The sequence below is a fragment of the Sphingomonas fucosidasi genome, from assembly GCF_036663855.1.
Taxonomy (GTDB): Bacteria; Pseudomonadota; Alphaproteobacteria; order Sphingomonadales; family Sphingomonadaceae; genus Sphingomonas; species Sphingomonas faeni_B.
The window spans coordinates 277,903-298,891 of the sequence record NZ_JAXOJR010000004.1 but is presented as its reverse complement, the minus strand read 5'-3'; the positions used below and the strand labels follow the sequence as shown (position 1 = coordinate 298,891).

At 65.8% G+C, this 20,989-nt stretch carries 19 protein-coding genes and 1 pseudogene; 15 read left to right on the top strand and 5 right to left on the bottom strand.

What is annotated here, in order from left to right:
- Positions 1-48 precede the first annotated feature (48 nt).
- Entirely contained in the window at positions 49-843 is a 795-nt protein-coding gene (locus U1737_RS09505) for an FCD domain-containing protein (protein ID WP_332796594.1), read from the top strand.
- 140 nt (positions 844-983) lie between these two features.
- Here U1737_RS09505 and U1737_RS09500 read toward each other — a convergent pair whose 3' ends face one another.
- On the bottom strand, positions 984-1,829 hold the full coding sequence (locus tag U1737_RS09500) for a 2-keto-4-pentenoate hydratase (protein ID WP_332796593.1): 846 nt from the start codon (positions 1,827-1,829) through the stop codon (positions 984-986).
- A complete protein-coding gene (locus U1737_RS09495) occupies positions 1,826-3,469 on the bottom strand; it encodes an L-lactate permease (RefSeq protein ID WP_332796592.1) in 1,644 nt (547 codons plus the stop codon). Before U1737_RS09495 ends, U1737_RS09500 begins: the two co-directional genes overlap by 4 nt.
- 248 nt (positions 3,470-3,717) lie before the next feature.
- Here U1737_RS09495 and U1737_RS09490 point away from each other — a divergent pair, with 248 nt between their 5' ends.
- The 14 genes and pseudogenes from U1737_RS09490 (at position 3,718) to U1737_RS09425 (ending at position 18,777) form a co-directional block, all read left to right on the top strand.
- Positions 3,718-5,961: a beta-galactosidase trimerization domain-containing protein gene (locus U1737_RS09490; protein WP_332796591.1), complete on the top strand. Its 2,244-nt coding sequence runs from the start codon at positions 3,718-3,720 to the stop codon at positions 5,959-5,961.
- The gene (locus U1737_RS09485) at positions 5,961-7,250 is read left to right on the top strand and encodes a glycerate kinase type-2 family protein (RefSeq protein WP_332796590.1); all 1,290 of its coding nucleotides are present in this window, start codon (positions 5,961-5,963) and stop codon (positions 7,248-7,250) included. Before U1737_RS09490 ends, U1737_RS09485 begins: the two co-directional genes overlap by 1 nt.
- Entirely contained in the window at positions 7,247-8,029 is a 783-nt protein-coding gene (otnI, locus tag U1737_RS09480; RefSeq protein WP_332796589.1) for a 2-oxo-tetronate isomerase, read from the top strand. The genes U1737_RS09485 and otnI overlap by 4 nt, the downstream gene beginning before the upstream one ends.
- Positions 8,030-8,088: 59 nt before the next feature.
- Positions 8,089-8,376, top strand: a complete 288-nt coding sequence (locus tag U1737_RS09475) for a hypothetical protein (RefSeq protein WP_332796588.1) — start codon at positions 8,089-8,091, stop codon at positions 8,374-8,376.
- Positions 8,373-9,683, top strand: coding sequence for a gluconate:H+ symporter (locus U1737_RS09470; protein ID WP_332796587.1), 1,311 nt, complete (start codon positions 8,373-8,375; stop codon positions 9,681-9,683). The genes U1737_RS09475 and U1737_RS09470 overlap by 4 nt, the downstream gene beginning before the upstream one ends.
- Positions 9,684-9,918: 235 nt before the next feature.
- Positions 9,919-10,437, top strand: a complete 519-nt coding sequence (locus tag U1737_RS09465; RefSeq protein ID WP_332796586.1) for a 2Fe-2S iron-sulfur cluster-binding protein — start codon at positions 9,919-9,921, stop codon at positions 10,435-10,437.
- A complete protein-coding gene (locus U1737_RS09460; RefSeq protein WP_332796585.1) occupies positions 10,434-11,423 on the top strand; it encodes an FAD binding domain-containing protein in 990 nt (329 codons plus the stop codon). The genes U1737_RS09465 and U1737_RS09460 overlap by 4 nt, the downstream gene beginning before the upstream one ends.
- Positions 11,420-13,762, top strand: coding sequence for a xanthine dehydrogenase family protein molybdopterin-binding subunit (locus U1737_RS09455; protein WP_332796584.1), 2,343 nt, complete (start codon positions 11,420-11,422; stop codon positions 13,760-13,762). Before U1737_RS09460 ends, U1737_RS09455 begins: the two co-directional genes overlap by 4 nt.
- Positions 13,763-13,995: 233 nt before the next feature.
- The gene (locus U1737_RS09450; RefSeq protein ID WP_332796583.1) at positions 13,996-14,838 is read left to right on the top strand and encodes a DUF3667 domain-containing protein; all 843 of its coding nucleotides are present in this window, start codon (positions 13,996-13,998) and stop codon (positions 14,836-14,838) included.
- Between the two features lie 15 nt (positions 14,839-14,853).
- On the top strand, positions 14,854-16,500 hold the full coding sequence (locus U1737_RS09445) for a TPM domain-containing protein (RefSeq protein ID WP_332796582.1): 1,647 nt from the start codon (positions 14,854-14,856) through the stop codon (positions 16,498-16,500).
- A 188-nt stretch (positions 16,501-16,688) separates the two neighbouring features.
- Positions 16,689-17,015, top strand: a complete 327-nt coding sequence (locus tag U1737_RS09440) for an epoxide hydrolase N-terminal domain-containing protein (protein WP_332796581.1) — start codon at positions 16,689-16,691, stop codon at positions 17,013-17,015.
- Positions 16,982-18,247: pseudogene (locus U1737_RS09435) on the top strand (alpha/beta fold hydrolase); the annotation flags it as partial. The gene U1737_RS09440 and the pseudogene U1737_RS09435, both read left to right, overlap by 34 nt.
- A complete protein-coding gene (locus tag U1737_RS09430) occupies positions 18,227-18,310 on the top strand; it encodes a hypothetical protein (RefSeq protein WP_332796684.1) in 84 nt (27 codons plus the stop codon). The pseudogene U1737_RS09435 and the gene U1737_RS09430, both read left to right, overlap by 21 nt.
- 23 nt (positions 18,311-18,333) lie before the next feature.
- Complete coding sequence (locus tag U1737_RS09425; RefSeq protein ID WP_332796580.1) at positions 18,334-18,777, top strand: alpha/beta fold hydrolase; 444 nt, start codon at positions 18,334-18,336, stop codon at positions 18,775-18,777.
- Positions 18,778-18,850: 73 nt separating this feature from the next.
- On the opposite strand, the gene U1737_RS09420 is transcribed toward U1737_RS09425, so the two are convergent.
- From U1737_RS09420 to U1737_RS09410, 3 genes are all read right to left on the bottom strand, one after another.
- Positions 18,851-19,561, bottom strand: coding sequence for an SDR family NAD(P)-dependent oxidoreductase (locus U1737_RS09420; protein WP_332796579.1), 711 nt, complete (start codon positions 19,559-19,561; stop codon positions 18,851-18,853).
- Between the two features lie 96 nt (positions 19,562-19,657).
- Positions 19,658-20,419 (bottom strand): meso-2,3-butanediol dehydrogenase, encoded by a 762-nt coding sequence (gene budC / locus U1737_RS09415; protein ID WP_332796683.1) that lies wholly within the window; start codon positions 20,417-20,419, stop codon positions 19,658-19,660.
- Positions 20,419-20,988 carry a type 1 glutamine amidotransferase domain-containing protein gene (locus U1737_RS09410; protein WP_332796578.1) on the bottom strand — a complete coding sequence of 190 codons (570 nt, stop codon included), beginning with the start codon at positions 20,986-20,988 and terminating at the stop codon, positions 20,419-20,421. The genes budC and U1737_RS09410 overlap by 1 nt, the downstream gene beginning before the upstream one ends.
- Position 20,989: the final 1 nt, after the last annotated feature.

Genomic DNA, 20,989 nt, shown 5'->3' with positions numbered 1-20,989 from the left:
GCGGACACGGGGCACGCTATATGATGGCATGATGTCGGATCCCCTTTCATGAATGCACCATCGATCAGGCCGGCAAAGCTCGCGGACGCGATCGCCGAGCACGTCCAGCAGATGATCCTCGAAGGGTCGCTTCGCCCCGGCGAGCGGTTGCTGTCGGAGCGCGAACTGTCCGCCAAGCTCGACGTGTCGCGACCGTCGCTGCGCGAGGCGCTCGACAAGCTGATCGCGGCGGGCCTGTTGACTACCAATGCCCAGGGCGTGGCGCATGTCAGCGAGGATATCGGTCGCAGCCTGCGCGATCCGCTCGCGCAACTGATGGACACGCCCGAGGCACGGATCGACTGCCTCGAACTCCGGTCCGAGATCGAGGCCGCCGCCGCCGCCTTTGCCGCCGAGCGCGCATCAGATGTCGACCGCGACGCCATCCGCGCCTGTTTCGAGGCGATGGTCGTCGCACACGAGGCGCAAGACGTCGACGAGATCGCCCGCACCGATGCGGAGTTCCACTTCGCGATCTACGAAGCCAGCCATAACCTGATGATGCTGCACTTCATGCGCAGCATCGAAGGCATCCTGCGCTCGAACGTCTATTTGAACCGCAAGAACTTGTACGAGCATCGCCGGCAGAAGGATTCGCAGCTGCACGAGCATCAGGCGATCTACGACGCGATCATGGCACGCGACGTCGCCGGCGCGCGCGAGGCGTCCCGGCTGCACATGACGACCGCGATGCGCACCCAGCGCGAGATCTACGATGCGGAACGTCGCCTGGAGGCCAGCATCCGCCGGCTGGCACGCAGCGACATCGTCGCCCCCCCAAGGTCCCGCGGCCGCGACGCCTGAAGCGGGCATGCGAACGATCCTCCCCCGCCAGGGGGAGGTGGCAGGCGTCAGCCTGACGGAGGGGGCGGTAAGCGACACCCAGCGTTCCGTGTCCTCCCCCTCCGACGTCTGCGGCGCCACCCTCCCCTTTCGGGGGAGGATCAGGAAGCTACCGCCGGTCGGACGGCGCACGCAGCAATGGTGAAGCGGACCATGCCGAGCGGGCCGTAATCCGCTGCATACCGTCCCGGTAATAGCCAGCCGCGATCGCCGATCTTGCCGGTCACGATCAGGTCACCCGGCCGTGCAGCGCGTCCGGTCCTTCGCGCCAGCGTCACCACCGTGTCGAGGCTCCGCCGCTGGCCGCCAAGCGACTCGGCGCTGAGCCCGGACGCGATCGGCTGCCCATTGCGCGTCAGCGATACGCGGACGCCATCGAGGTCGACCCCATCGGCATCGCGCATCGCCCCGCGAACGTAGCGCGCCGCCGAGACGTTCGCGGCCACCATGTCGATCGCGCTATAGTGATCGGGATCGCGGTAGGCGATGTCCGGCAGGTCGATCACGGGCAAAACCATGACGCCTCGGCTGGGGTCTGCCGAGGACGAAGACAGCAAATAGCCCAGCTTCAGTTCGAACGACGCCTTTCGGTATCCGCACAGCGAAATGGTCGCGCCGTCGTCGGCCCGGCCCGAGGCGAACACCACGCCCACCAGCGGCTCGGCAACGTTCCGCGCCTTCAGCGACGCGTGCGACATCAGGCCGCCCTTATAGCCTGCCACGGTATCGCCCGTCCGGAGGCGGTGGCGGACATAGCGCTGCTGCATGCGGTAAGCGCCGGCGAAATCCGTCGTCGGCTGGCTCGCGGTTATCGGATCGAACGGCGTGGCGGCGCGCTCGGCGGCAATGAAGGGCCCGAGATACGTACGATCGGCCCCGTCAGTCGCGCACCCCGCCAGCGTGGCCACGGTCACCGCCGACGCAAGCAAATGCCATCCGCGCCTCATGACGGGATGATGCCGGGGAAGACGTATTGTTGAAGCATGACAATCACCCCGAGCACCAGCGTCAGGAACACGCTGTGCTTGAAGGTGCGCGCCAGGATCGCGCCTTCCTGTCCGCGGCAGTCGGTGGTGCTGGTGCCGGTCGAGATGTTCTGCGGCGAGATCATCTTGCCGAGCACGCCGCCCGACGCGTTGGTCGCCGCCATCAGCACCGGGTTCAGATCGAGCTGGCGCGCAGCGACGACCTGAAGGTTGCCGAACAGGGCATTGCCCGACGTGTCGCTGCCCGACAGGAACACCGCCAGCCAGCCGAGGAACGCGGACAGGAACGGAAACAGCGGTCCGACCGACGCGACCCCGACGCCGAGCGTATAGGCCATGCCCGAATAGTTCATCAGATAGGCAAGGCCGACGATCGTCATCGTCGTCGCGAGCGGCAGCCGGATCTGGCGGAGCGTCTGCCGGATCGCCGTCACCAGCTGGGCAGGCGTCAACCGGAGCAGCAGCGCGGTGATGATCGTGGCGACCAGGATCGCGGTGCCGGTGGCGAGCGGCTGGAACGACCAGATCGCGGCATAGGGCTTGCCATAGGTCGTGATGAAGATTGCCTCGTGCAGCCCCGGCCACGCCACCTTGATCTCGCCGATCAGGTTCACCTTCAGGTGCACCCACAGGATGACGGTGACCGACAGCACCAGCCATGGCAGCCAGCCCTTCAGGCTGTTGCCGGGAACGGCGGGCGCGGCCGTCGCGCTCGATGCCATTTCTGACGATGCCGCGCCTGGGGATGCCGTGGCTGGGCCGCGCAGCGCGAACGCGGGATCGGGCTTGATCCGCCAGACCTTCACGAAAATCAGCGTGCAGACCAGCGACGAGAGCGACGACAGGACGTCGGTCAGCGCATAGCCAAGGAAGTTCGCCGACAGGAACTGCATCGTCGCAAACGATCCGCCCGCGACCAGCAGGACGGGCCACACGCCGCGCACGGCCCGCACGCCGCCATAGACCGCGATCACGTAGAACGGCAGGAACAGGGCGATCAACGGCAGCTGCCGGCCCACCATCGCACCGAGCGCGACGTCGTTCAGCTGCGTCACGGCCCCCAGCGTGATGATCGGCGAGCCCAGCGCGCCGAACGCAACCGGTGCGGTGTTGAACATGAGGGTAAAGACGATCGCCTCGATCGCCGGAAAGCCGAGCGCGACCAGGAGCGCGCTGGTAATCGCGATCGGCGTGCCGAAGCCCGCGACCCCTTCCAGCAGGCACCCGAACGAGAAGCCGACCACGACCAGCGCCACCCGTCGGTCGTTGGGCAGATGCTGGACCATCCAGGCACGGAACGCCTCGAAACTGCCGGTGACCACCGCGATGTTGTAGAGGAGCAGCGCGTTGAGCACGATCCACATCACCGGCCATGCCGCGAACGTCGCGCCGGCGGCAATACTGTTCAGCGCCATTCCGGCGGGCAGCCGCCACACCGTCACCGCCAGCACGAGCGCGACCAGGACACCGGCGATGGACGCCTGCCAGGCAGGACGCCGTACGATCCCGAGGAGTACGAGCACGACCACGATGGGCAGAGCAGCGGCCAGGAACGATAGCGCCAGATTATCGGCGACCGGGGTGACTAACTGGCGGAACATTCGTCCTCCTCTCCTGCTGCGCCTTCTGGCGTCGATCGCGCGATCCTAGGGTGCGATGACCATTATTTCAATTGGAAAGTATATATAGCCAAGAATGCATTACTCCGTATTGGGCAATGGATTGAGAACGTTGTAATTGTATATTCCGATTACCCTTCTCGTCGTCAATTGAATCGGCTTGAAGAGCCGCTGCGTGTCGTGGTAATAAAGATTATCCAATAGAAGAATACGCCATGGGAGGAGATGCAATGGTCGGCAATCAGCCGGAGCGCCTGGACGGTATCGACCGCCGTACCGTGATCGGCGCGTCAGCGCTCGGCGTCGCGGCGGTTCTCCCTGGCGTCGCGTTCGGACAGGCGACCAAGACTGCGACGGGCGAAGGATGGGAATGGGGCCCGATGCGCTGGGTCCAGATCTGCGCGACCGAGGACGATCCCGGTCGCTACGACATCGGTTTCTGGCTCGATTTCCTTAAACGCACCAGCACGCAGGGCGTGTGCCTGAGCGCGGGCGGGGTCACCGCCTTCTACCCGACCAAGGTGCCCTATCATTATCGCAGCCCGTATCTGGGCACCGGCGACATGTTCGGCGATCTGGTCCACGCCTGCAAGGCGATGGGCATCCGCGTGCTGGGCCGCGTCGATCCGCATGCAATGCGCGCCGACGCGCTGGCCGCGCATCCCGAATGGGTGGCGCGCGATGCCGCCGGCCAGCCCAAGCGCCATCCGACCGACCGCGATCTGTATCTCACCTGCCCCAATGGCCCGGTCACGTTCGACTGGATGCCGCAGGTGCTGCACGAGATCGTCAGCACCTATCCGGTCGATGGACTGTTCGGCAATCGCTGGGCGGGCGGCGCCGGGCTGTGCCACTGCGCCGTCTGCAAGACCAAATTCAAGTCGGCGAGCGGCTTTGCGCTTCCCACCGCGCTCCGCGACGTTAGCGACCCGGTGGTGCGCGCCTATCTCGTCTGGGACGACGAGGTCCGGTACGAGCAGCTGGCGCTGTGGGGACGGACCGTTACCGCGGTCAATCCGCAGGCGTTCTTCACGCCCGGAACCTGGGGACGGCTCGATCCGCGTCGCCTGCGACGCACCGCGCGCGCGTTGTTCGCGGATCGCCAGGCGCGCAGCGGCAACGCGCCGGCGTGGCTGAACGGACGCAGCGCCAAGGAAACCGCCTGCCTGATGCCCGACCGGCCGATGAGCGGCATCTTCGCGGTGGGCGAGACGGCGACCCCCTATCGCTTCATGGATTCGGTGCAGGCGCCGACCGAGATCCGCGCCTACCTTCACGACGGTCTGGCGCACGGCTTCCGGCCGTGGATGACCAAATTCAAGGCGGAGGTGTTCGACAAGCGCTGGGTGCCGGCGGTGGCCGAATCCTATGCCTGGCATGCCCGCCACGAGGCGTATTTCCGCAACACCGACAATCTCGCGCAGGTCGCGATGCTGCATTCGTCGCAGACCAACACCTATTATATCGAGGAGGTGCAGCGCGCCGACGGCGGCTCGGGCGGGCCGCAGGACGCACAGTCGCTGCGCGGCAGTTCCGACGATGCCACCAACGGCTTTTACCAGGCGCTGGTGGAAGCGCGCGTGCCCTTCGCGTTCGTCGACGAACGGCTGCTCGAGCCCGAGGCGATCGATCGGTACAAGGTGATCGTGCTGCCCAACATCGCGGCGCTGTCGACCGCACAATGCGCGGCGCTACGCGGCTATGTCGCGCGCGGCGGCGCGATCGTCGCGACCCACGAAACCGCGCTGTACGACGAATGGGGCAAGCGCCGCGCTAACTTCGGCCTCGCCGACCTGTTCGGCTGCGACTTCGACGGCACGATCGATCGCCGCGTCCAGAACAGCTATCTGACTGTGCGCGGACCGGGTCCGCTGACCGTCGGACTGGACGATACGCCGCGCATCATCGCCGGCACCAAGCGCGTGCACGTCCGGCCCCGCGGCGCCAGCCTGCCCGCCGCGTTCACGCTGGTCCCGAGCTATCCCGACCTGCCGATGGAGAAGGTCTATACCGCGACGCGGACGACCGACGAGCCGATGGTGTATGCGCGCCGGTTCGGCAAAGGCCGGGTGGTCTATTTTCCGTTCGATCTCGATCGGACGTTCTGGGAAAACTCGACCGGTGACCATCTCGCGCTGTTGCGCAACGCGGTCGTCTGGGCGGCGGATGGGCCGCAGCCGATGGCGGTGACGGGCCCCGGACTGCTCGACATCAGCTATTGGCGACAACGGGGTTCGCTGGCGGCACATCTCGTCAACCTGACCAACCCGATGGCGATGCGTGGCTATATGCGCGAAGTGCTGCCGGCCGGCCCCTATCAGGTGACCTTGCAACTGCCGCGCGGCGCCACCCCGCGCCGCGTTCGCCTGCTCGAAGCCGAACGCGACGCGACGTTCCGGCGGGAGGGCAATCGCCTGATCGTCGAGGTGCCGCAGATCAAGATACACGAAGTCGTCGCGGTGGATCTGGCGTGATGGCGGAACCGATCGCCAAGCTGAGCCCGTGGACCGACCAGACCGCTCGCGACGCGCTGCGCCATCTCTTCGACGTGGCGGTGGCGAGTGCGGACCCCGCCCGCGTGCTGGCGCAACATCTGCCACCAAAACCGCAGGGACGTTGCATCGTCGTCGGGGCAGGCAAGGCAGCCGCGTCGATGGCGGCGGCGGTCAATGCGGCCTGGCCCGACGTCAACCTGTCGGGCATCGTTGTCGTGCCGTACGGCTACGGCATGCCCGCCGGACGCATCATGGTACGCGAGGCGGCGCACCCGGTACCCGATGCCGCCAGCGAGGCCGCCGCGCGCGAAATTCTAGCAGCGGTCGCCGGGCTGCTGCCCGAGGATCTGGTGCTCGTTCTGATATCGGGCGGTGGATCGTCGGTCATGGCGCTGCCGGCACCGGGCATCACGCTGGCGGACAAGCAGAAGGTCAGCCGCCTGCTGCTCGCCTCCGGGCTCGACATCCGCACCATGAACGTCGTTCGCCGCCGCCTGTCCGCGATCAAGGGCGGCAAGCTGCTGGCCGCGGCACATCCGGCCCGCGTCGTGACACTCGGGATCAGCGATATTCCCGGCGACGACATGGCGGCGATCGCATCGGGTCCGTCGATCCCCGATCCCACCGCCGACATGGACCTGCGGCATGTCGTGGCATTGCTCGGCGACCAGCTTCCGGCGGCGGTGTCCGCCCGGCTGCTCACTGTGGAGCCAGCCATACTCTCCAGTGGCGACCATGATGCCCGCCTGATCGGAACGCCGGCTGCCGCCCTCGACGCAGCCGCGGACGCTGCCCGAGCGCTAGGTCTTCATCCCATCCTGCTCGGCGATGACCTGGAGGGTGAAAGCCAGGCGCTGGGCCAGGAGATGGCCGCGCTCGTACGCCGCGGGGTACCCACGCCGACCGTCCTGTTGTCCGGCGGCGAGACCACCGTGACGCTGGCGGGAAAGACCCCTGGGCGAGGCGGACGCAATACCGAATTCGCGCTTGCACTGGCGTGTTCGATCGAGGGACTGCCCGACGTCTGGGCGCTGGCAGGCGACACCGACGGCGAGGATGGCGCCAGCAAGGCCGCCGGCGCGCTGATCGCCCCCGATACGATAGACCGGTGCGCAGCGATCGGTCTCGATGCCCACACGTATCTGGCCGCGCATGACAGCGGCACGCTGTTCGCGACGATCGGCGATCTGCTCGTCACCGGCCCCACCCGCACCAACGTCAATGATTTCAGGGCGGTGCTCGTGCTGCCATCGGAGGACCACGCATGACCCGCCTCGCCGCCAACCTGACCATGTTGTTCACCGACCTGCCGTTCCTCGACCGGTTCGCCGCCGCCGCCGAGGCCGGTTTCAAGGCGATCGAATGCGTGTCGCCCTATGGCGAGCCCGCCGAGGCGGTGGCGGCAGCTGCTCTGCGACACGGCCTGACGGTAGCATTGTTCAACCTGCCGCCGGGTGACTGGGCAGCTGGCGAGCGCGGCATCGCGGCCGACCCGACACGCGTCGAGGAGTTCCGCCAGAGCATCGATACGGCGCTGGCCTATGCGCGCGCGACCGGATGCCGGACACTCCACGTCATGGCGGGCAAGATCGCCCCCGGCGCGGACCGGGAGGTCTGGACCCGCACCCTGATCGACAACATTCGGATCGCGGCCGACATGGTCGCGGACGACGGTATCACGCTCGTGCTCGAGCCGATCAACACGCGGATCGATATCTTGAACTATTTCTACGACACCACGGCCGCCGTTCTGGACGTGATGGACGCAGTAGGTCGCGACCACGTCAAATTACTCTACGACGTGTATCACATGCAGATCATGGAGGGCGACGTGGCCCGCGCGATCGAGCGCCTGCTGCCGCGCATCGGCCATATCCAGATCGCCGACAATCCGGGGCGGCACGAGCCAGGAACCGGCGAACTGAACTTTCCGTGGCTCCTCGAACAGATCGACACGCTTGGCTACACAGGATGGATCGGGTGCGAATATGCGCCCGCGACGGAGACTGTCGCCGGCTTGGGCTGGGCCGGACGGTATCTCGGCTGAGTTGATTTACGGCACGTCGGGCCCGACAAGCGCCCGACGACGATCGCGCGGGATAGAGGATGGCCATTGACGACACCGGCATCGCGGACTCCTGGCACCCCTGGAACGGGGGACGATGTCCGGTAGCCGATGATGCGGCAGTCGCGGTCCGCTGCCGCTATGGTCCCCGGAAGTTCGCGCGCGCCGGCGACCTGCGATGGTCGCACGACCAGTATCTGGCTTACGGCGCCGAAGATATCGTCGCGTACGCGCTCGTCGACGAGAGCCCCGCCCCCGCTGCCGTAGGACCGCTACGGTCGCCTGAGCCAGCAGAAGACCCCTTTGCCCGTGCAGGAGACACGCCATGACCATCCTCGCGGTGGCGCTTGCCGTCGGCCTGCTCGTGCTGCTCATCTCGGTGGTAAAGCTGCACCCGTTCGTCGCGTTCCTGATCGCGGCACTGGCGGCGGCGATGCTGCTCGGCCTGCCGCTCGACCGCGTTGCAGGATCGCTGACCCGCGGAGTCGCCGACATGCTGGGGTCGCTGACCGCAATCCTGTGCCTAGGCGCGATGTTCGGCAGGATCGTCGCGGACAGCGGCGCCGCGCAGCGCATCGCCGATACGTTGATCCATGCTGTCGGGCGCGGGCCGATCACGCTGGCGCTCGCGCTGGCGGGGTTCATCGTCGGCATACCCCTATTCTACAATGTCGGCTTCGTCCTGATGGTGCCGCTGATCCTGTCGGTCGCACGCCGTTCGGGCATGCCGACCGTGTATCTCGCCGTGCCGATGCTGTCCGGACTGTCGATCGCGCACGGCTTCCTGCCGCCGCATCCCTCGCCGACCGCACTGGTGGGGATGTTCGGCGCGGATATCGGGTTGACGCTGATCTATGGCCTCGCGGTCGGGATACCGACGCTGCTGATCGCCGGACCGCTGTTCGCCCGCAGCCTGCGCGGCATGACGACGCATCCCCGCCCCGCCGCCGATACGCCGGAGGCCGTCGTGGAACTGCCGAGCGCGACCGCCAGCTTCGCGATCGCGCTGTTGCCGGTCATGTTGCTCGCAGGCGCAACCGTCCTGATGACGCTGCCCGCGCTCCCGCCGGTTGCAAAGGGCTGGATCGCGTTCGGCGGCAACCCAGTCGTGACGATGCTGATCTCCGTGCTAGCCGCGATGCTGATCCTCGGCGTCGCGCGGGGCACGTCGCTGGCGCGGCTGTCGACGGGCAGTGGAGAGGCGGTGAAGGACATCGCCGGCATCCTGCTGATCGTCGCCGGCGCGGGCGCGCTGAAGCAGGTGTTCGTCGATGCTGGCGCGGACGTCGCACTGGCCGGCTGGTTGAGCGGACTGAGCCTGGCGCCGCTGGTACTGGGCTGGGGCCTCGCGATGGTGATCCGGGTGGCGCTGGGGTCCGCCACGGTCGCCGGCCTGACGGCGGCCGGCATCGTCCAGCCGCTGATCGCCGCGCACGGCGTCGATCCCAGCCTGATGGTGCTCGCGATCGGCGCGGGCAGCCTGATGTTCAGCCACGTCAATGACTCGGGGTTCTGGATGTTCAAGGAATATTTCGGCCTGAGCCTGGCCGAGACGTTCCGATCCTGGTCGGCGATGGAAACGCTGGTCGGAGTTTTCGGGCTTTTGTTCACGTTGCTGCTCAGCTTGGTGGTATGATAATCCCGAGATGAGCTCCTAGGTGACTTGCCTGGCCCTTTAGTTTTGGGCGCATCGCTCACATTGCGCTTCTGACCCAGAAGCGGTCATTTGCTGGCGATTTTTTAGCTCTCTAACTTCCGCCATTCGTTCACGCTGCGACGACGACCGCGGCACTTGGATGCGGAAAAGACATCAGCACGACATATAAATTGGTATAAGTTGCCATTGGCGCGGTGCGCCGAAGGAGATCGCCATGTCATTCATCGTCAACGGAAACGCCGTCGCAGGACCGGTCGACCCTCGTGTATCACTGCTGGACTATTTCCGGGAGACGCTGCACCTGACGGGCACGAAAAAGGGCTGTAATCAGGGCGCATGCGGGGCGTGTACGGTGCTGGTTGATGGCGAGCGCATCCTGTCCTGCCTCGCGTTGGCGGTCCAGTATGACGGCCATCAGATTACGACGATCGAGGGCCTGGGCGAGGTCGGGACGCTCCACCCGTTGCAGACGGCCTTCATCGAATATGATGGCTTCCAATGCGGCTACTGCACGCCGGGGCAAATCTGCTCGGCTATCGGCATGGCGGCGGAGGCGCGACGCGGCGTTCCCAGCAACGTCAGCGCCGACCTATGCGGCAGTGTGACGCTGACCCGCGAGGAGGTTCAGGAACGGATGAGCGGCAACCTGTGCCGTTGCGGCGCGCATAACGGCATCATTGATGCGATCCAGGCGACGATCACATCGGAACGCGCCAGGGAGGTAACGGCATGACCCCCTTCAGCTACACGCGTGCCGACGATGTGACGGATGCGGTGCGACTCGGCGCGGGCGATGCGACGGCCTTCCTCGGCGGCGGCACCAACCTCGTCGACCTGATGCGCGAGGCGGTGGCGCGGCCGGAGCGGCTGGTAGACGTCACCGGCCTGTCTGACGCGATCACCGAGACCGCGGATGGCGGGCTGCTGATCGGCGCGGCTGTCCGCAATACGGCGCTAGCCGAGCACCACGCGGTGCGGACACGCTATCCGGTGCTGTCGCGCGCGATCCTGGCGGGTGCTTCGGGGCAGATCCGCAACATGGCAACGGTGGGAGGCAATCTGCTGCAGCGGACCCGGTGCACCTATTTCTACGATACGGACGGATCGCGCTGCAACAAGCGCACGCCCGGCACCGGGTGCGATGCCCGCAAGGGCTTCAACCGCATCCATGCGATCCTAGGCGCCTCCGACGCCTGCGTCGCCACGCATCCATCCGACATGTGCGTTGCGCTGACCGCGCTCGAGGCGACCGTGCATATCGAAGGACCCGACGGCGCGCGCACGCTCGCCTTTGGCGACCTCCACCGCTTGCCCGGCGACCGGCCCGATCTCGATACGGTGCTGGCGCCAGGCGAGCTCATAACGGCTATCGCGCTGCCGCCGCTAGGCTTCGCGGCGCGTTCCACCTATCGCAAGGTGCGCGACCGGGCGAGCTACGCCTTCGCGCTGATCTCCGTCGCTGCGGCGGTGGAGATGGACGGCGACCGGATCGGCGATGTCCGGATCGCGTTCGGCGGCGTCGCGCACAAGCCCTGGCGCGCGACCAAGGCGGAGGCCGCGCTGCGCGGCGCATCGCCCACCGAAGCCGCGTTCCGCGCGGCAGCGGCCGCGGAGTTCGCCGACGCGCAGCCTCTTCGCGACAATGCGTTCAAGCCGGAACTGGCGGCGCGGACGCTGGCTGCGGTGTTGGCCGACCTGGCGAAGGGAGAAGTGGCATGAGCATCGTCGAGACCGCGAAGCAGGTAGCGCAGGGCCTGATGCAGCGCGCAATGGAGAAGCTCGTGCCGCTAGCACCCGACAGCTGGATTCCCGGTGGTCGTCCCGATCCTCTGATCGCGCACAAACACGGCCTGATCGGCACGCCCGTATCCCGGCTCGACGGCACGCTGAAGGTCAAGGGCGAGGCTACCTTCTCGGCGGAATTCCGCTTCGACCACATGGCGTATGCAGCGCTCGCTTATGCGACGATCCCGCGCGGACGGATTACGGCAGTCGACAGCGGCGCCGCGGAAGTCGCGCCGGGTGTCGTGCTTGTGATGACCCACCTCAACGCGCCTCGGATGAACAAGCCGGGCGTTTTCGGCTCGTCGCCGACCGCGGTGGGCCCCGCCGACCTGCCTATCCTGCAGGACGACCGAATTCACTGGAACGGCCAGCCGATCGCCTGCGTCCTCGCCGAGACGCAGGAACAGGCCGATCATGCCGCGTCGCTTGTTCGCTTCACCTATGACGAGGAGCCGTCGACGACCAACCTGGCGGGCGCAAAGGCCAACGGCATCGAACAAGGCTTGTTCATGGGCCAGCCGCTGCTCAACGAGATCGGCGATGCCAAGGCCGCGCTCGCCACCGCGGCGCATGTCGTCGATCAGGTCTATCGCACGCCGCGCCACAACCACAATGCGATCGAGCCGCATGCCGCGACAATCGCTTGGGTCGATGGCGAACTGGTAATCCACGACGCAAGCCAGATGGTCACCGCGCAGGCACAGACGATCGGCGAGGTCTTCGATCTCGATCTTCATCAGGTCCATCTGACGTCGCCCTATGTCGGCGGCGGCTTCGGCAGCAAGGGCCTTTGGGACCACCAGATCATTGGCGCCGCCGCGGCGAAGCTAGCGCAGCGGCCGGTGCGTATCGCGCTGTCGCGCGAGGGCGTGTACCGCGTCGTCGGCGGTCGAAGCCTCACCGAGCAGCGCGTCGCAATCGGCGCGACAGCGGATGGCGCCTTCGACGCGCTGATCCACACCGGCCTGTCGGTCATGACACCGCACAACAACATGCCCGAACCGTTCATCCTGGGCACCCGCGCTGCCTATGCCTGCCCCAACATCACCCTGCAGGTCGAGATCGCCAGAATGAACATGCTGGCCAATACCTTCATGCGCGCGCCCGGAGAGGCGGTCGGCACCTTCGCGCTGGAATGCGCGATCGACGAATTGGCTATCGATCTCGGCATGGATCCGGTGGAGCTGCGTATCCGCAACGAGCCGGACAAGGATCCGACATCGGGCCTTAGCTTCTCCTCGCGGCACATCGTCGACGCGTGGCGCTCCGGCGCCGAGCGGTTCGGCTGGGCGGATCGCCCCGCCGTTCTGGGCGAGCGCCGGGACGGCGAGTGGCAGGTCGGCATGGGCTGCGCGACCGGCACTTATCCCTATTACCGGATGCCGGGTGCCCAAGCACGCATCACCCTTGCGCGTGACGGAGACACGGTGCGCGCGAAGATCGAGGTCGCAGCCGCCGAGATGGGCATGGGGACGTCGACCACCACCGCGATCGTTGCAGCGGAGCGACTGGCCCTGCCGATGGACCGGATCGAGGTCGGCTACGGCGACGCATCGATCCCGGGCGCGATCATGGCAGGCGGATCGCAGCAAACCGCAGCGATCGGTGCCGCCGTCATCGCCGCGCAGAACGCGCTGGTCGGCGAACTCCTCAAGCTCGCCGGCAACGATTCGCCTCTAGCCGGGCTGTCAGCGGACGAGGTAGGTAGCGAGGACGGCGGGCTCGCCAAGCGCGACGATCCTGCGCGGCGGGAAAGCTACGCCTCGATCCTGACACGCGCGCAACGCGACAGCGTCACCGTCACTGAGGCGGCGTCCCAGCCCCTCGAACTGATGCACTGGTCGATGCACTCGCACAGCGCGATTTTCTGCGAAGTGCACGTCAACGCGGTTACCGGCGAGACACGGGTCAGCCGTATCCTTGGGTCATTCGATTGCGGCCGCATCCTCAACCCCAAGACGGCGAGGAGCCAGTTTCGCGGTGGCATCATCATGGGACTGGGCATGGCGCTGATGGAGGAGACGCAGTTCGACGAACGCAGTGGTCGGATCATGAACCCTAGCCTCGCCGAGTATCACATTCCCGTGCACCTCGACGTGCCGGACATCGACGTTATCTGGACCGACATTGCCGACCCTCACACGCCGATGGGTGCGCACGGTATCGGCGAGATCGGTATCACCGGCGTAGCGGCGGCCGTCGCCAATGCAGTCTACAACGCAACCGGCAAGCGCGTGCGCGATCTGCCAATCACGCTCGACAAGCTGATGTAGGTGGTTGGTTAGAGGGAACGCGTTGCTTTGACCCACAAGTGGTCACTCAGCGGCTGTTAGGCTCCCCCAGAAACGGACCTTTGTTCATCTAGCATGTTCCGCCTTGTTTGGCCGACCTCCGTCCGGCTGCTTCGGAGAAGAGCCTGTTCGCAGGGCAGTAGCGGGCCATGCGGGCTGTTCCACCGTCCATCGGTCCCATGCTAAGCCGAAGCAGAGCAACGTGGGGAGGTAAAATGCTGGAAGTCCGCCGCATGATTGCTGATGCGTTGGGTCCGAACAAGCAGAGCCCTTCTTCCCTTCCCAACGTTCCGGTTTCCAACGACTGGTTCGAGCAACCGACGTGCGGGAATTGCGCTACGCCGATGACAACCGCGTATTGCAGTGGATGCGGGCAGAAAGCCGCGAAGCGGTTCGTCTGGCACGATATCCGCAAGGAAACCTGGGATCGGCTCCGCCTGTTCGAACTGCCGGCAATCCGGACGCTCGGCAAGCTGATCGTAACGCCCGGTACGGTCGCCCGGGAATATGTGATGGGTCGGCGCACGACGTGGGTGCACCCGCTGAAGCTGCTCGTGGCGACTGTTGCCGTCCTTGTTTTACTACTCGCGACCAACCAGTATTTCAGCGTCTATGCGGGCGTTGATCGCGATGGCGTCGTCAAGCGCATGGCCGCGCAGGTGCTGGCTTATTCCAACTGGAGTTTCTCGCTGGGCATCGTCGCCATCGTCGCTGCGGCAGCGATCGTGTTCCGGCGCCGGCTTGGCTATAATCTGGTCGAAGTGACGGTGCTGGCGATCTACTGTCAGTCGATCGTGTTGGCGTTCATCAGCGTCAACATGTTGCCGACGTTGATCTGGCGTGATCCGGGGTTCATCCTGACGCACAAGGCGGCGTCGCAAATTTACGTGCCCATTCTCAAAACGTTGATCGTCGTGGTGGCCTATCGCCAGTTCTTCCTCCTGTCATGGCGGACCGACTGGCCAAGGCTGGTTTTAGCCGGCATCATGGTCGCCGCGATCAACTGGACGCTGCTGCGCGTTTACGCATGGGCGATCCTTTGGCTGGTAAGCCGCTGACGAGGAGACGGTAACATGCGGACCCTGCATCTGGCATCAATGAGTGCGCTGGCGGCCCTCCTGACAAGCGGATGCGGCAAGTCGGACGACACGAGCAAGACGGCCTCCAGCGCGGCCAGGGTAGAGGCGATCGCGTCGACGCTGCAGGCCTGTTCCTATGACGGCAAACCGGTTCAGGCGGATGCAACATCGCTGAACGGCGGTGCCCCGCAGGATTGCGCCAGCGCCGTCACGCGCATCATGGGCTATACCGGCCTCCCCGCCAATTTCGTCGTCGTGTCTGGACCGGTGCCGAACGCTGCCGCGGTCATCATGCTCGATGACAAGCGTGTGCCGCGCCGAGTTATAGCCTTCAACCCCGCGTTCATGAAGGCGGCTGAAGCGCAGGTCGGCGGCAGCCCTTGGGGACCGATCAGCATCATGGCGCACGAGATCGCGCACCATCTGTCCGGGCACACCATCGTGCCCGGCGGCAGTCGCCCAGAAATCGAATTGGAAGCCGACAAGTTCAGCGGCTACGTCCTGCAGAAGATGGGCGCGCCGCTCGCCGAGGCGCAGCGGATGATCCTGACGGTCGGCAGCAGCCACGGCTCGCCGACCCATCCGGCAAAGGACCAGCGCGCCAACGCGATCCAGCAAGGGTGGCGACAATCCTGCACGCAATCGGGCGGTCTCGAGTGCGCGGGCGGGAAAATGCCTGCGGCGCCCGGCGGTGCCTCGCCAGGCCCGATCGCGCAAGGACCGACCGCGCCACCGGCCGCTACACCGCCGGCGGTCGTGAATGCCTCGGTCCCTGCCCGCCTGTTACCGGCACCCGGATCGATACCCTTCAAATACGGCCGCTTCATCGTAGACGAGACCGGACGGCTCGATCCGGCGCGTATGAGAACGATGGAGCATAGGCTGTATCGCCTCGCCAAGGACTCAGGCGTCGAAATGAGTATCCTGGTGGTCGACGACCTGAAGGGGCTTTCCGCGAATGACTATGCCTGGGCGATGATGCGGCAGTTGCGGATAGGCAAACTCGATGTCGGCAACGGCGCGGTCGCGGTCGTCGCTCCGCGGCAACATCAGGCCGCGGTCGCGTTCGGGCCCGGCCTTGCCAAGGAGGCCGAATTCTCGGATCCGAACACGCAGCTCGTGCGATGGATCGATGCGGCGTGGCCCAATTGCGAAGATGCCGATGGATGCGCCGGCTGGACCGACGCGCTGTTCACCGTGTTCGACGGAACCTTGTTCTGGGCCGAGCGCAGCAAATGGACGATCGACTATCAAAGTCTTGGCCAGCTGCTCGACCATTACAACACGATCAATGCCGAGCGGATGCGGACCAAGCGGCCGTTCAACGCCGCGACCGATCAGCCCAACGGCAATCTTGTCCGGGTGACTGGGCGCATTACGAGCCTCACGTCGCCGACCGGATACGGTCAGGCGAACGAACGGCTTCTGGGCGGAAAGCTTGGCTACACGGCTGTCAGCATGACGACCGACGATGGCCATGACCTAGTGTTGTATGTCGCACCCCGCCTCGCACTCCTGATGCCGTCCGGTTCACTCAGAAACGGCGCCAGATATACTGCAGTCGGCCGGCTTCAAAGCACCGGTGACAAACCGAGCAAGCAGAGCTCGTCAATGTGGCTATTCAGCTACGATGCAATCTGATCTTTGCACGCGCGTTCCACGATATGGCAGCCAGGACCCAATTCCAGACGTCCAAACCGCCGTGCCCGCTTTCCAAAAGCAGCCGCTCGTTCATCTCGCCTCGAAGCGCCTTCCGGCGACTTTCGCGCGTTCGACGTTAGGCTTTCAATCGGGGAAATAAGATTTACCCCCATCGGCGGGATCGACACATGGCAGAACCCTTCTTCATAGCGGTACTCGACGACCGCCTCGCCGCCATCCGCGCAAAGGTCGAGGCGTTCGACTGGAGCCTTATGCCGGACGCGGGAAGCTGGCAGTCAGGCGTCGGCCTCGCCGATCTCAAGCGGCTCGTCGACTATTGGCTGGCGGACTACGACTGGCGCGCGCAGGAGCGGCGGCTCAATATGCTGCCGCAGTTTACGGCCGACGTGCAGGGGCAGAGCCTCCACTTCATTCATGCGCGGGGCGATGGCTCACGTCCCCCGCTGCTGCTGCTGCACGGCTGGCCGGGTCGTTCCTCGAATTCGAGGCGCTGATCGCGCCACTCGTCGCCGACGGTCACGACGTCGTCGTCCCCTCGCTGCCCGGCTACGCGTTTTCGGGCCGCCCCGTGTCTCCGATCGGACCGAAGCAGACCGCAGAACTCATGCACGGTCTAATGGTCGAGCTGTTCGGCACGCGACGCTATCTCGTGCAGGGCGGGGACTGGGGTTCCGCGATCGGTGGCTGGATGGCACACGCGCATCCCGAAGTGATCGCCGGACTCCATCTGAACATGGTGCTGCTCCAGGCCAATGATGCGGTGCCAAAAAAGCCCGACGAGGTCGCCTGGGCTGCGAAACGCGCCAGGCTTGCCAAGGAAGAAACCGGCTATTCGCAGGAACAGGGCACGCGCCCGCAGACGCTAGGCGTAGCGATGTCGGACAGCCCGGTCGGCGTCGCGGCGTGGATCCTGGAGAAGTTCGGCACATGGGCCGACGTGCCACGCGACGCACACGGCCGCCCCGACCTGTGGCAGGCGTTCGACGAGGACCTGCTCCTTACCAACATCATGCTGTATCTGATCGAGGGATCGTTCGTGACGTCGACCTGGATGTACCGCGGTCGCGTGCTGGAGGATTCGGGCACTTTTCCCGCGGGAACGCGGATCACCGTACCGACCGGAGTCGCGGTGTTCCCCGACCCGGTCTTCCCGCCGCCGCCGCGCTCGCAGGCGCAAAAGACCTACGACATCGTCCAGTGGACCGAGATGCCCGCGGGCGGCCACTTCGCCGCGCTCGAGCAACCCGAATTGCTGCTCGCCGACATGCGCCGTTTCTTCGCGTCCAGATCGGTTTCCGACGACGCCCCGAAACGCTCGATCGCACTTCGCTCGGCTGGGATCATCGCTGCGACACTGGCAGCAGCCGCGGTCTACACTCGCGCGACGACCAAGCGGATCGAGCAGGACGTGCCCGCCGACGGCCGTTTCATCGACGTCGCAGGTGCACGGATCCACTATGTCGATCGCGGTGCGGGACCGCCGATCGTCCTGATCCACGGATTGGGCGCGCAGCTCCGCAACTTCTCCTACGGAGTCGCCGATGCGCTGGCCGACGGGTATCGCGTTATTCTCGTCGACCGACCCGGCTCGGGCTATTCGGTGCCGACCGGCGAACAACCCGGTATCCTTGGCCAGTAGGCGATCATTGCGAGCCTCATCGACACGCTCGCGCTCGATCGTCCGCCGCTGCTCGTCGGTCATTCGCTGGGCGGTGCGGTAGCCCTCGGCGTGGCCACGCACCATCCCGGTTCGGTCGCCGGCCTCGCGTTGCTGGCGCCGATGACGTAGCCGCCTGGATCGATGCCGCCTCGGTGGCAAACGCGATCGAAGGCAGCCCGCGCTCACGCTCGATATTCGCCAATCTGATCGGTACGCCGATCAGCCGTGCGGCGTATGGCCTGCGCTGGGGCAAGATCTTCGCGCCCGATCCAGTCCCGGCCGATTTCGCCACGCGCGGCGGCGGTGGGCTTGGCGATCGCCCGGTTGCGGTCAATGGTGCGCTGCTCGAACTGGCCAGCGCCGACGTCGACCTTGCCGCAATTGTCAGCCGCTATCCTGAACTGACGATTCCGGTCGCGCTGCTATACGGCCGTGACGACCAGGTAATCGCCCCTTCGATCGATGGCGAGCAGACAGTAGCGGCAATTCCAGGCGCGACGCTGGAAATGACCGACGGAGGCCATATGCTCCCTGTCGCGCATCCGCAGGCCAGCGCCGCGTTCGTGCGCCGATGCGCCGAACACGTCTTGCAATAGCGCCAAGCGGGTCAGGGAGCTCGGTGCCCGCCGACCCACTCAGAGATATAACGACGCGTACCTGTCTTGCGCGTCAGTGACCGGCGACTTGTCCACCGTCGACGTGGAGTATTTCGCCGGTCACGAACGTGGCATCCTCGAGGTACAGCACCGCGCCGACCACGTCCGCGACCGTGCCCATCCGACCGAGCGGGTGAAACGCTCCGAGCCCGGCGCGCGTCTCGGGAGGGTGCATCGGCGTTTCGGTGATGCCGGGCGACACCGCGTTGGCGCGTACGCCGCGGGCGGCATATTCGATTGCCAAGCTGCGCGTCACCGCCGCAAGACCGCCCTTGGTCAGCGACGCCAGCACCGAGGGGAATTCGACATCGGCGTGCTCCGCCAACGTCGTGACGATCTGCAAGATATGGCCACTGCCCTGCTCGACCATCAGCGGCAGCGCCGCTTGCGTCATGTTGAAGAAGCCATCGAGATTGGTCTGCGTGATCTGGCGATACTGCTCTGCCGTATAGTCGGTGAAACGCTCACCGATGAAAACGCCAGCGTTGTTGACGAGCGTGTCGACACGCCCGAACCGGCCGCGCGCGGCCATCACGGCGCGCCTCGCGGTTTCAGGATCGGCGACGTCACCCGCAACGGTAATCCAGTCGTCCGATTGCGACGCTGCGATCGATCGCGACACGCCGACGACGCGCCAGCCGCGCGCGCGATACGCGCCTGCAATCCCCTCACCCAAGCCTTGCGAGGCACCGGTGACGATAGCGACCTTGGGCGCGTCAGACATCGACGGCGCCCAAATGCGCACGGAAAGTAACGGGATTCGTCATTGCCGAATGGACTCCAGAAGAGAACGAGAGCGCATTGGTGCGCCCTCGTTTTATCAGGACAGCGGAGGTTGACCGTTGGACGCGGTCAGCCCGCCGTCGACCGCCAGGTTGACGCCCGTCACGAAGCGCGCGTCGTCGCTCGCCAGGAACGCGATCACACCCGCGATATCGGCGGGTTCGGCGCCCCGTCCGAGAGGAATTCGCTCCTCGAACTTGGCGATCAGGTCGGGCTGTTCCTTCATCCCGGCGGTCAGCGCGGTATAGGTCAGCGATGGGTTGACCGCGTTGACGCGTACGCCGTTCCTGGCCTCGTCCATCGCCAGCGCGCGCGTGAAGTTGCTGACCGCACCCTTGGCCGCGCAATAGAAGCTGTGGTTCCAGTCGCCGCCGAGCCCCGACACCGACGACACGTTGATGATGCAGCCCTTCGACGCACGCAGATGTGCGATCGCCGCGCGGCTCATATGGACGACGCCGTACAGGTCCGTCTCGATCACCTTGGTGAATTCCGAAAAGTCGCCCTCGTCCAGCTTGCCCAGATGGTCGACGCCGGCGTCGTTGACGAGTACGTCGATCCGACCGAAGCGGTCGATCGCCGCCTCGACCAGCGCCTCGCACGCGGCGCGGTCGGTGACGTCGGTTTCCCGCGTCTCGACGGTGCCGCCCAGTTCGCCCGCCAACCGGTCGAGCGCGCCCTTGTCGATGTCGCCCAGCACCAGCGTCGCGCCTTCCTCGGCGAAACGGCGAGCAGCACCCTCACCAATGCCCGAGGCGGCACCGGTAATCACGACCACCTTGTCGGCAAAGCGCGCCATCATGCGTTCTCCGCCTGCGCCTCGTGACTGCCCTCGCAGAACTCCTCGACGAGCTTTGCACAGAACGCAGCCAAGTCATCCGGGGTGCGGCTGGTGACGAGGCCCTGGTCGACGACGACCTCCTGATCGACCCACGTACCGCCCGCATTGCGGATGTCGGTGGCGAGCGTCGAGAACGAGGTGAGCGTGCGGCCGCGCACCTGATCGGCCTCGATCAACGTCCACGGCGCGTGGCAGATCGCGGCGACCGGCTTCCCGGCGGCGAAGAAATCGCGCACGAACGCTACGACCTTGTCCGACGAGCGCAGCGTGTCCGCGCCGACGCACCCGCCCGGGATCACCAGGCCATCGAAGTCGGATGCCGACACGTTGTCGATCGCTTTGTCGACGGCGAACGTCTTGCCAGGATCGAGATCGTTGTTGACCGTCTCTGCGTCGCCGGTTTTGAGGCTGATGACGGTTACTGCACCGCCTGCCTGCTCGACGGCTGCCTTTGGCTGCGCGAACTCGGGCTCCTCCGTGCCGCGCGGTGAAATCAGAATTGCGATTGTCTTGCCTTGGAGCTTCATG

Coding starts and splice junctions, on each gene's coding strand:
- U1737_RS09475 (WP_332796588.1), top strand. CDS start 8,089: ATGGCCATTGACGACACCGGCATCGCGGACTCCTGGCACCCCTGGAAC.
- budC (WP_332796683.1), bottom strand. CDS start 20,419: ATGGCGCGCTTTGCCGACAAGGTGGTCGTGATTACCGGTGCCGCCTCG.
- U1737_RS09440 (WP_332796581.1), top strand. CDS start 16,689: ATGGCAGAACCCTTCTTCATAGCGGTACTCGACGACCGCCTCGCCGCC.
- U1737_RS09470 (WP_332796587.1), top strand. CDS start 8,373: ATGACCATCCTCGCGGTGGCGCTTGCCGTCGGCCTGCTCGTGCTGCTC.
- U1737_RS09455 (WP_332796584.1), top strand. CDS start 11,420: ATGAGCATCGTCGAGACCGCGAAGCAGGTAGCGCAGGGCCTGATGCAG.
- U1737_RS09505 (WP_332796594.1), top strand. CDS start 49: ATGAATGCACCATCGATCAGGCCGGCAAAGCTCGCGGACGCGATCGCC.
- U1737_RS09495 (WP_332796592.1), bottom strand. CDS start 3,469: ATGTTCCGCCAGTTAGTCACCCCGGTCGCCGATAATCTGGCGCTATCG.
- U1737_RS09450 (WP_332796583.1), top strand. CDS start 13,996: ATGCTGGAAGTCCGCCGCATGATTGCTGATGCGTTGGGTCCGAACAAG.
- U1737_RS09445 (WP_332796582.1), top strand. CDS start 14,854: ATGCGGACCCTGCATCTGGCATCAATGAGTGCGCTGGCGGCCCTCCTG.
- U1737_RS09410 (WP_332796578.1), bottom strand. CDS start 20,988: ATGAAGCTCCAAGGCAAGACAATCGCAATTCTGATTTCACCGCGCGGC.
- U1737_RS09420 (WP_332796579.1), bottom strand. CDS start 19,561: ATGTCTGACGCGCCCAAGGTCGCTATCGTCACCGGTGCCTCGCAAGGC.
- otnI (WP_332796589.1), top strand. CDS start 7,247: ATGACCCGCCTCGCCGCCAACCTGACCATGTTGTTCACCGACCTGCCG.
- U1737_RS09490 (WP_332796591.1), top strand. CDS start 3,718: ATGGTCGGCAATCAGCCGGAGCGCCTGGACGGTATCGACCGCCGTACC.
- U1737_RS09460 (WP_332796585.1), top strand. CDS start 10,434: ATGACCCCCTTCAGCTACACGCGTGCCGACGATGTGACGGATGCGGTG.
- U1737_RS09485 (WP_332796590.1), top strand. CDS start 5,961: ATGGCGGAACCGATCGCCAAGCTGAGCCCGTGGACCGACCAGACCGCT.
- U1737_RS09465 (WP_332796586.1), top strand. CDS start 9,919: ATGTCATTCATCGTCAACGGAAACGCCGTCGCAGGACCGGTCGACCCT.
- U1737_RS09500 (WP_332796593.1), bottom strand. CDS start 1,829: ATGAGGCGCGGATGGCATTTGCTTGCGTCGGCGGTGACCGTGGCCACG.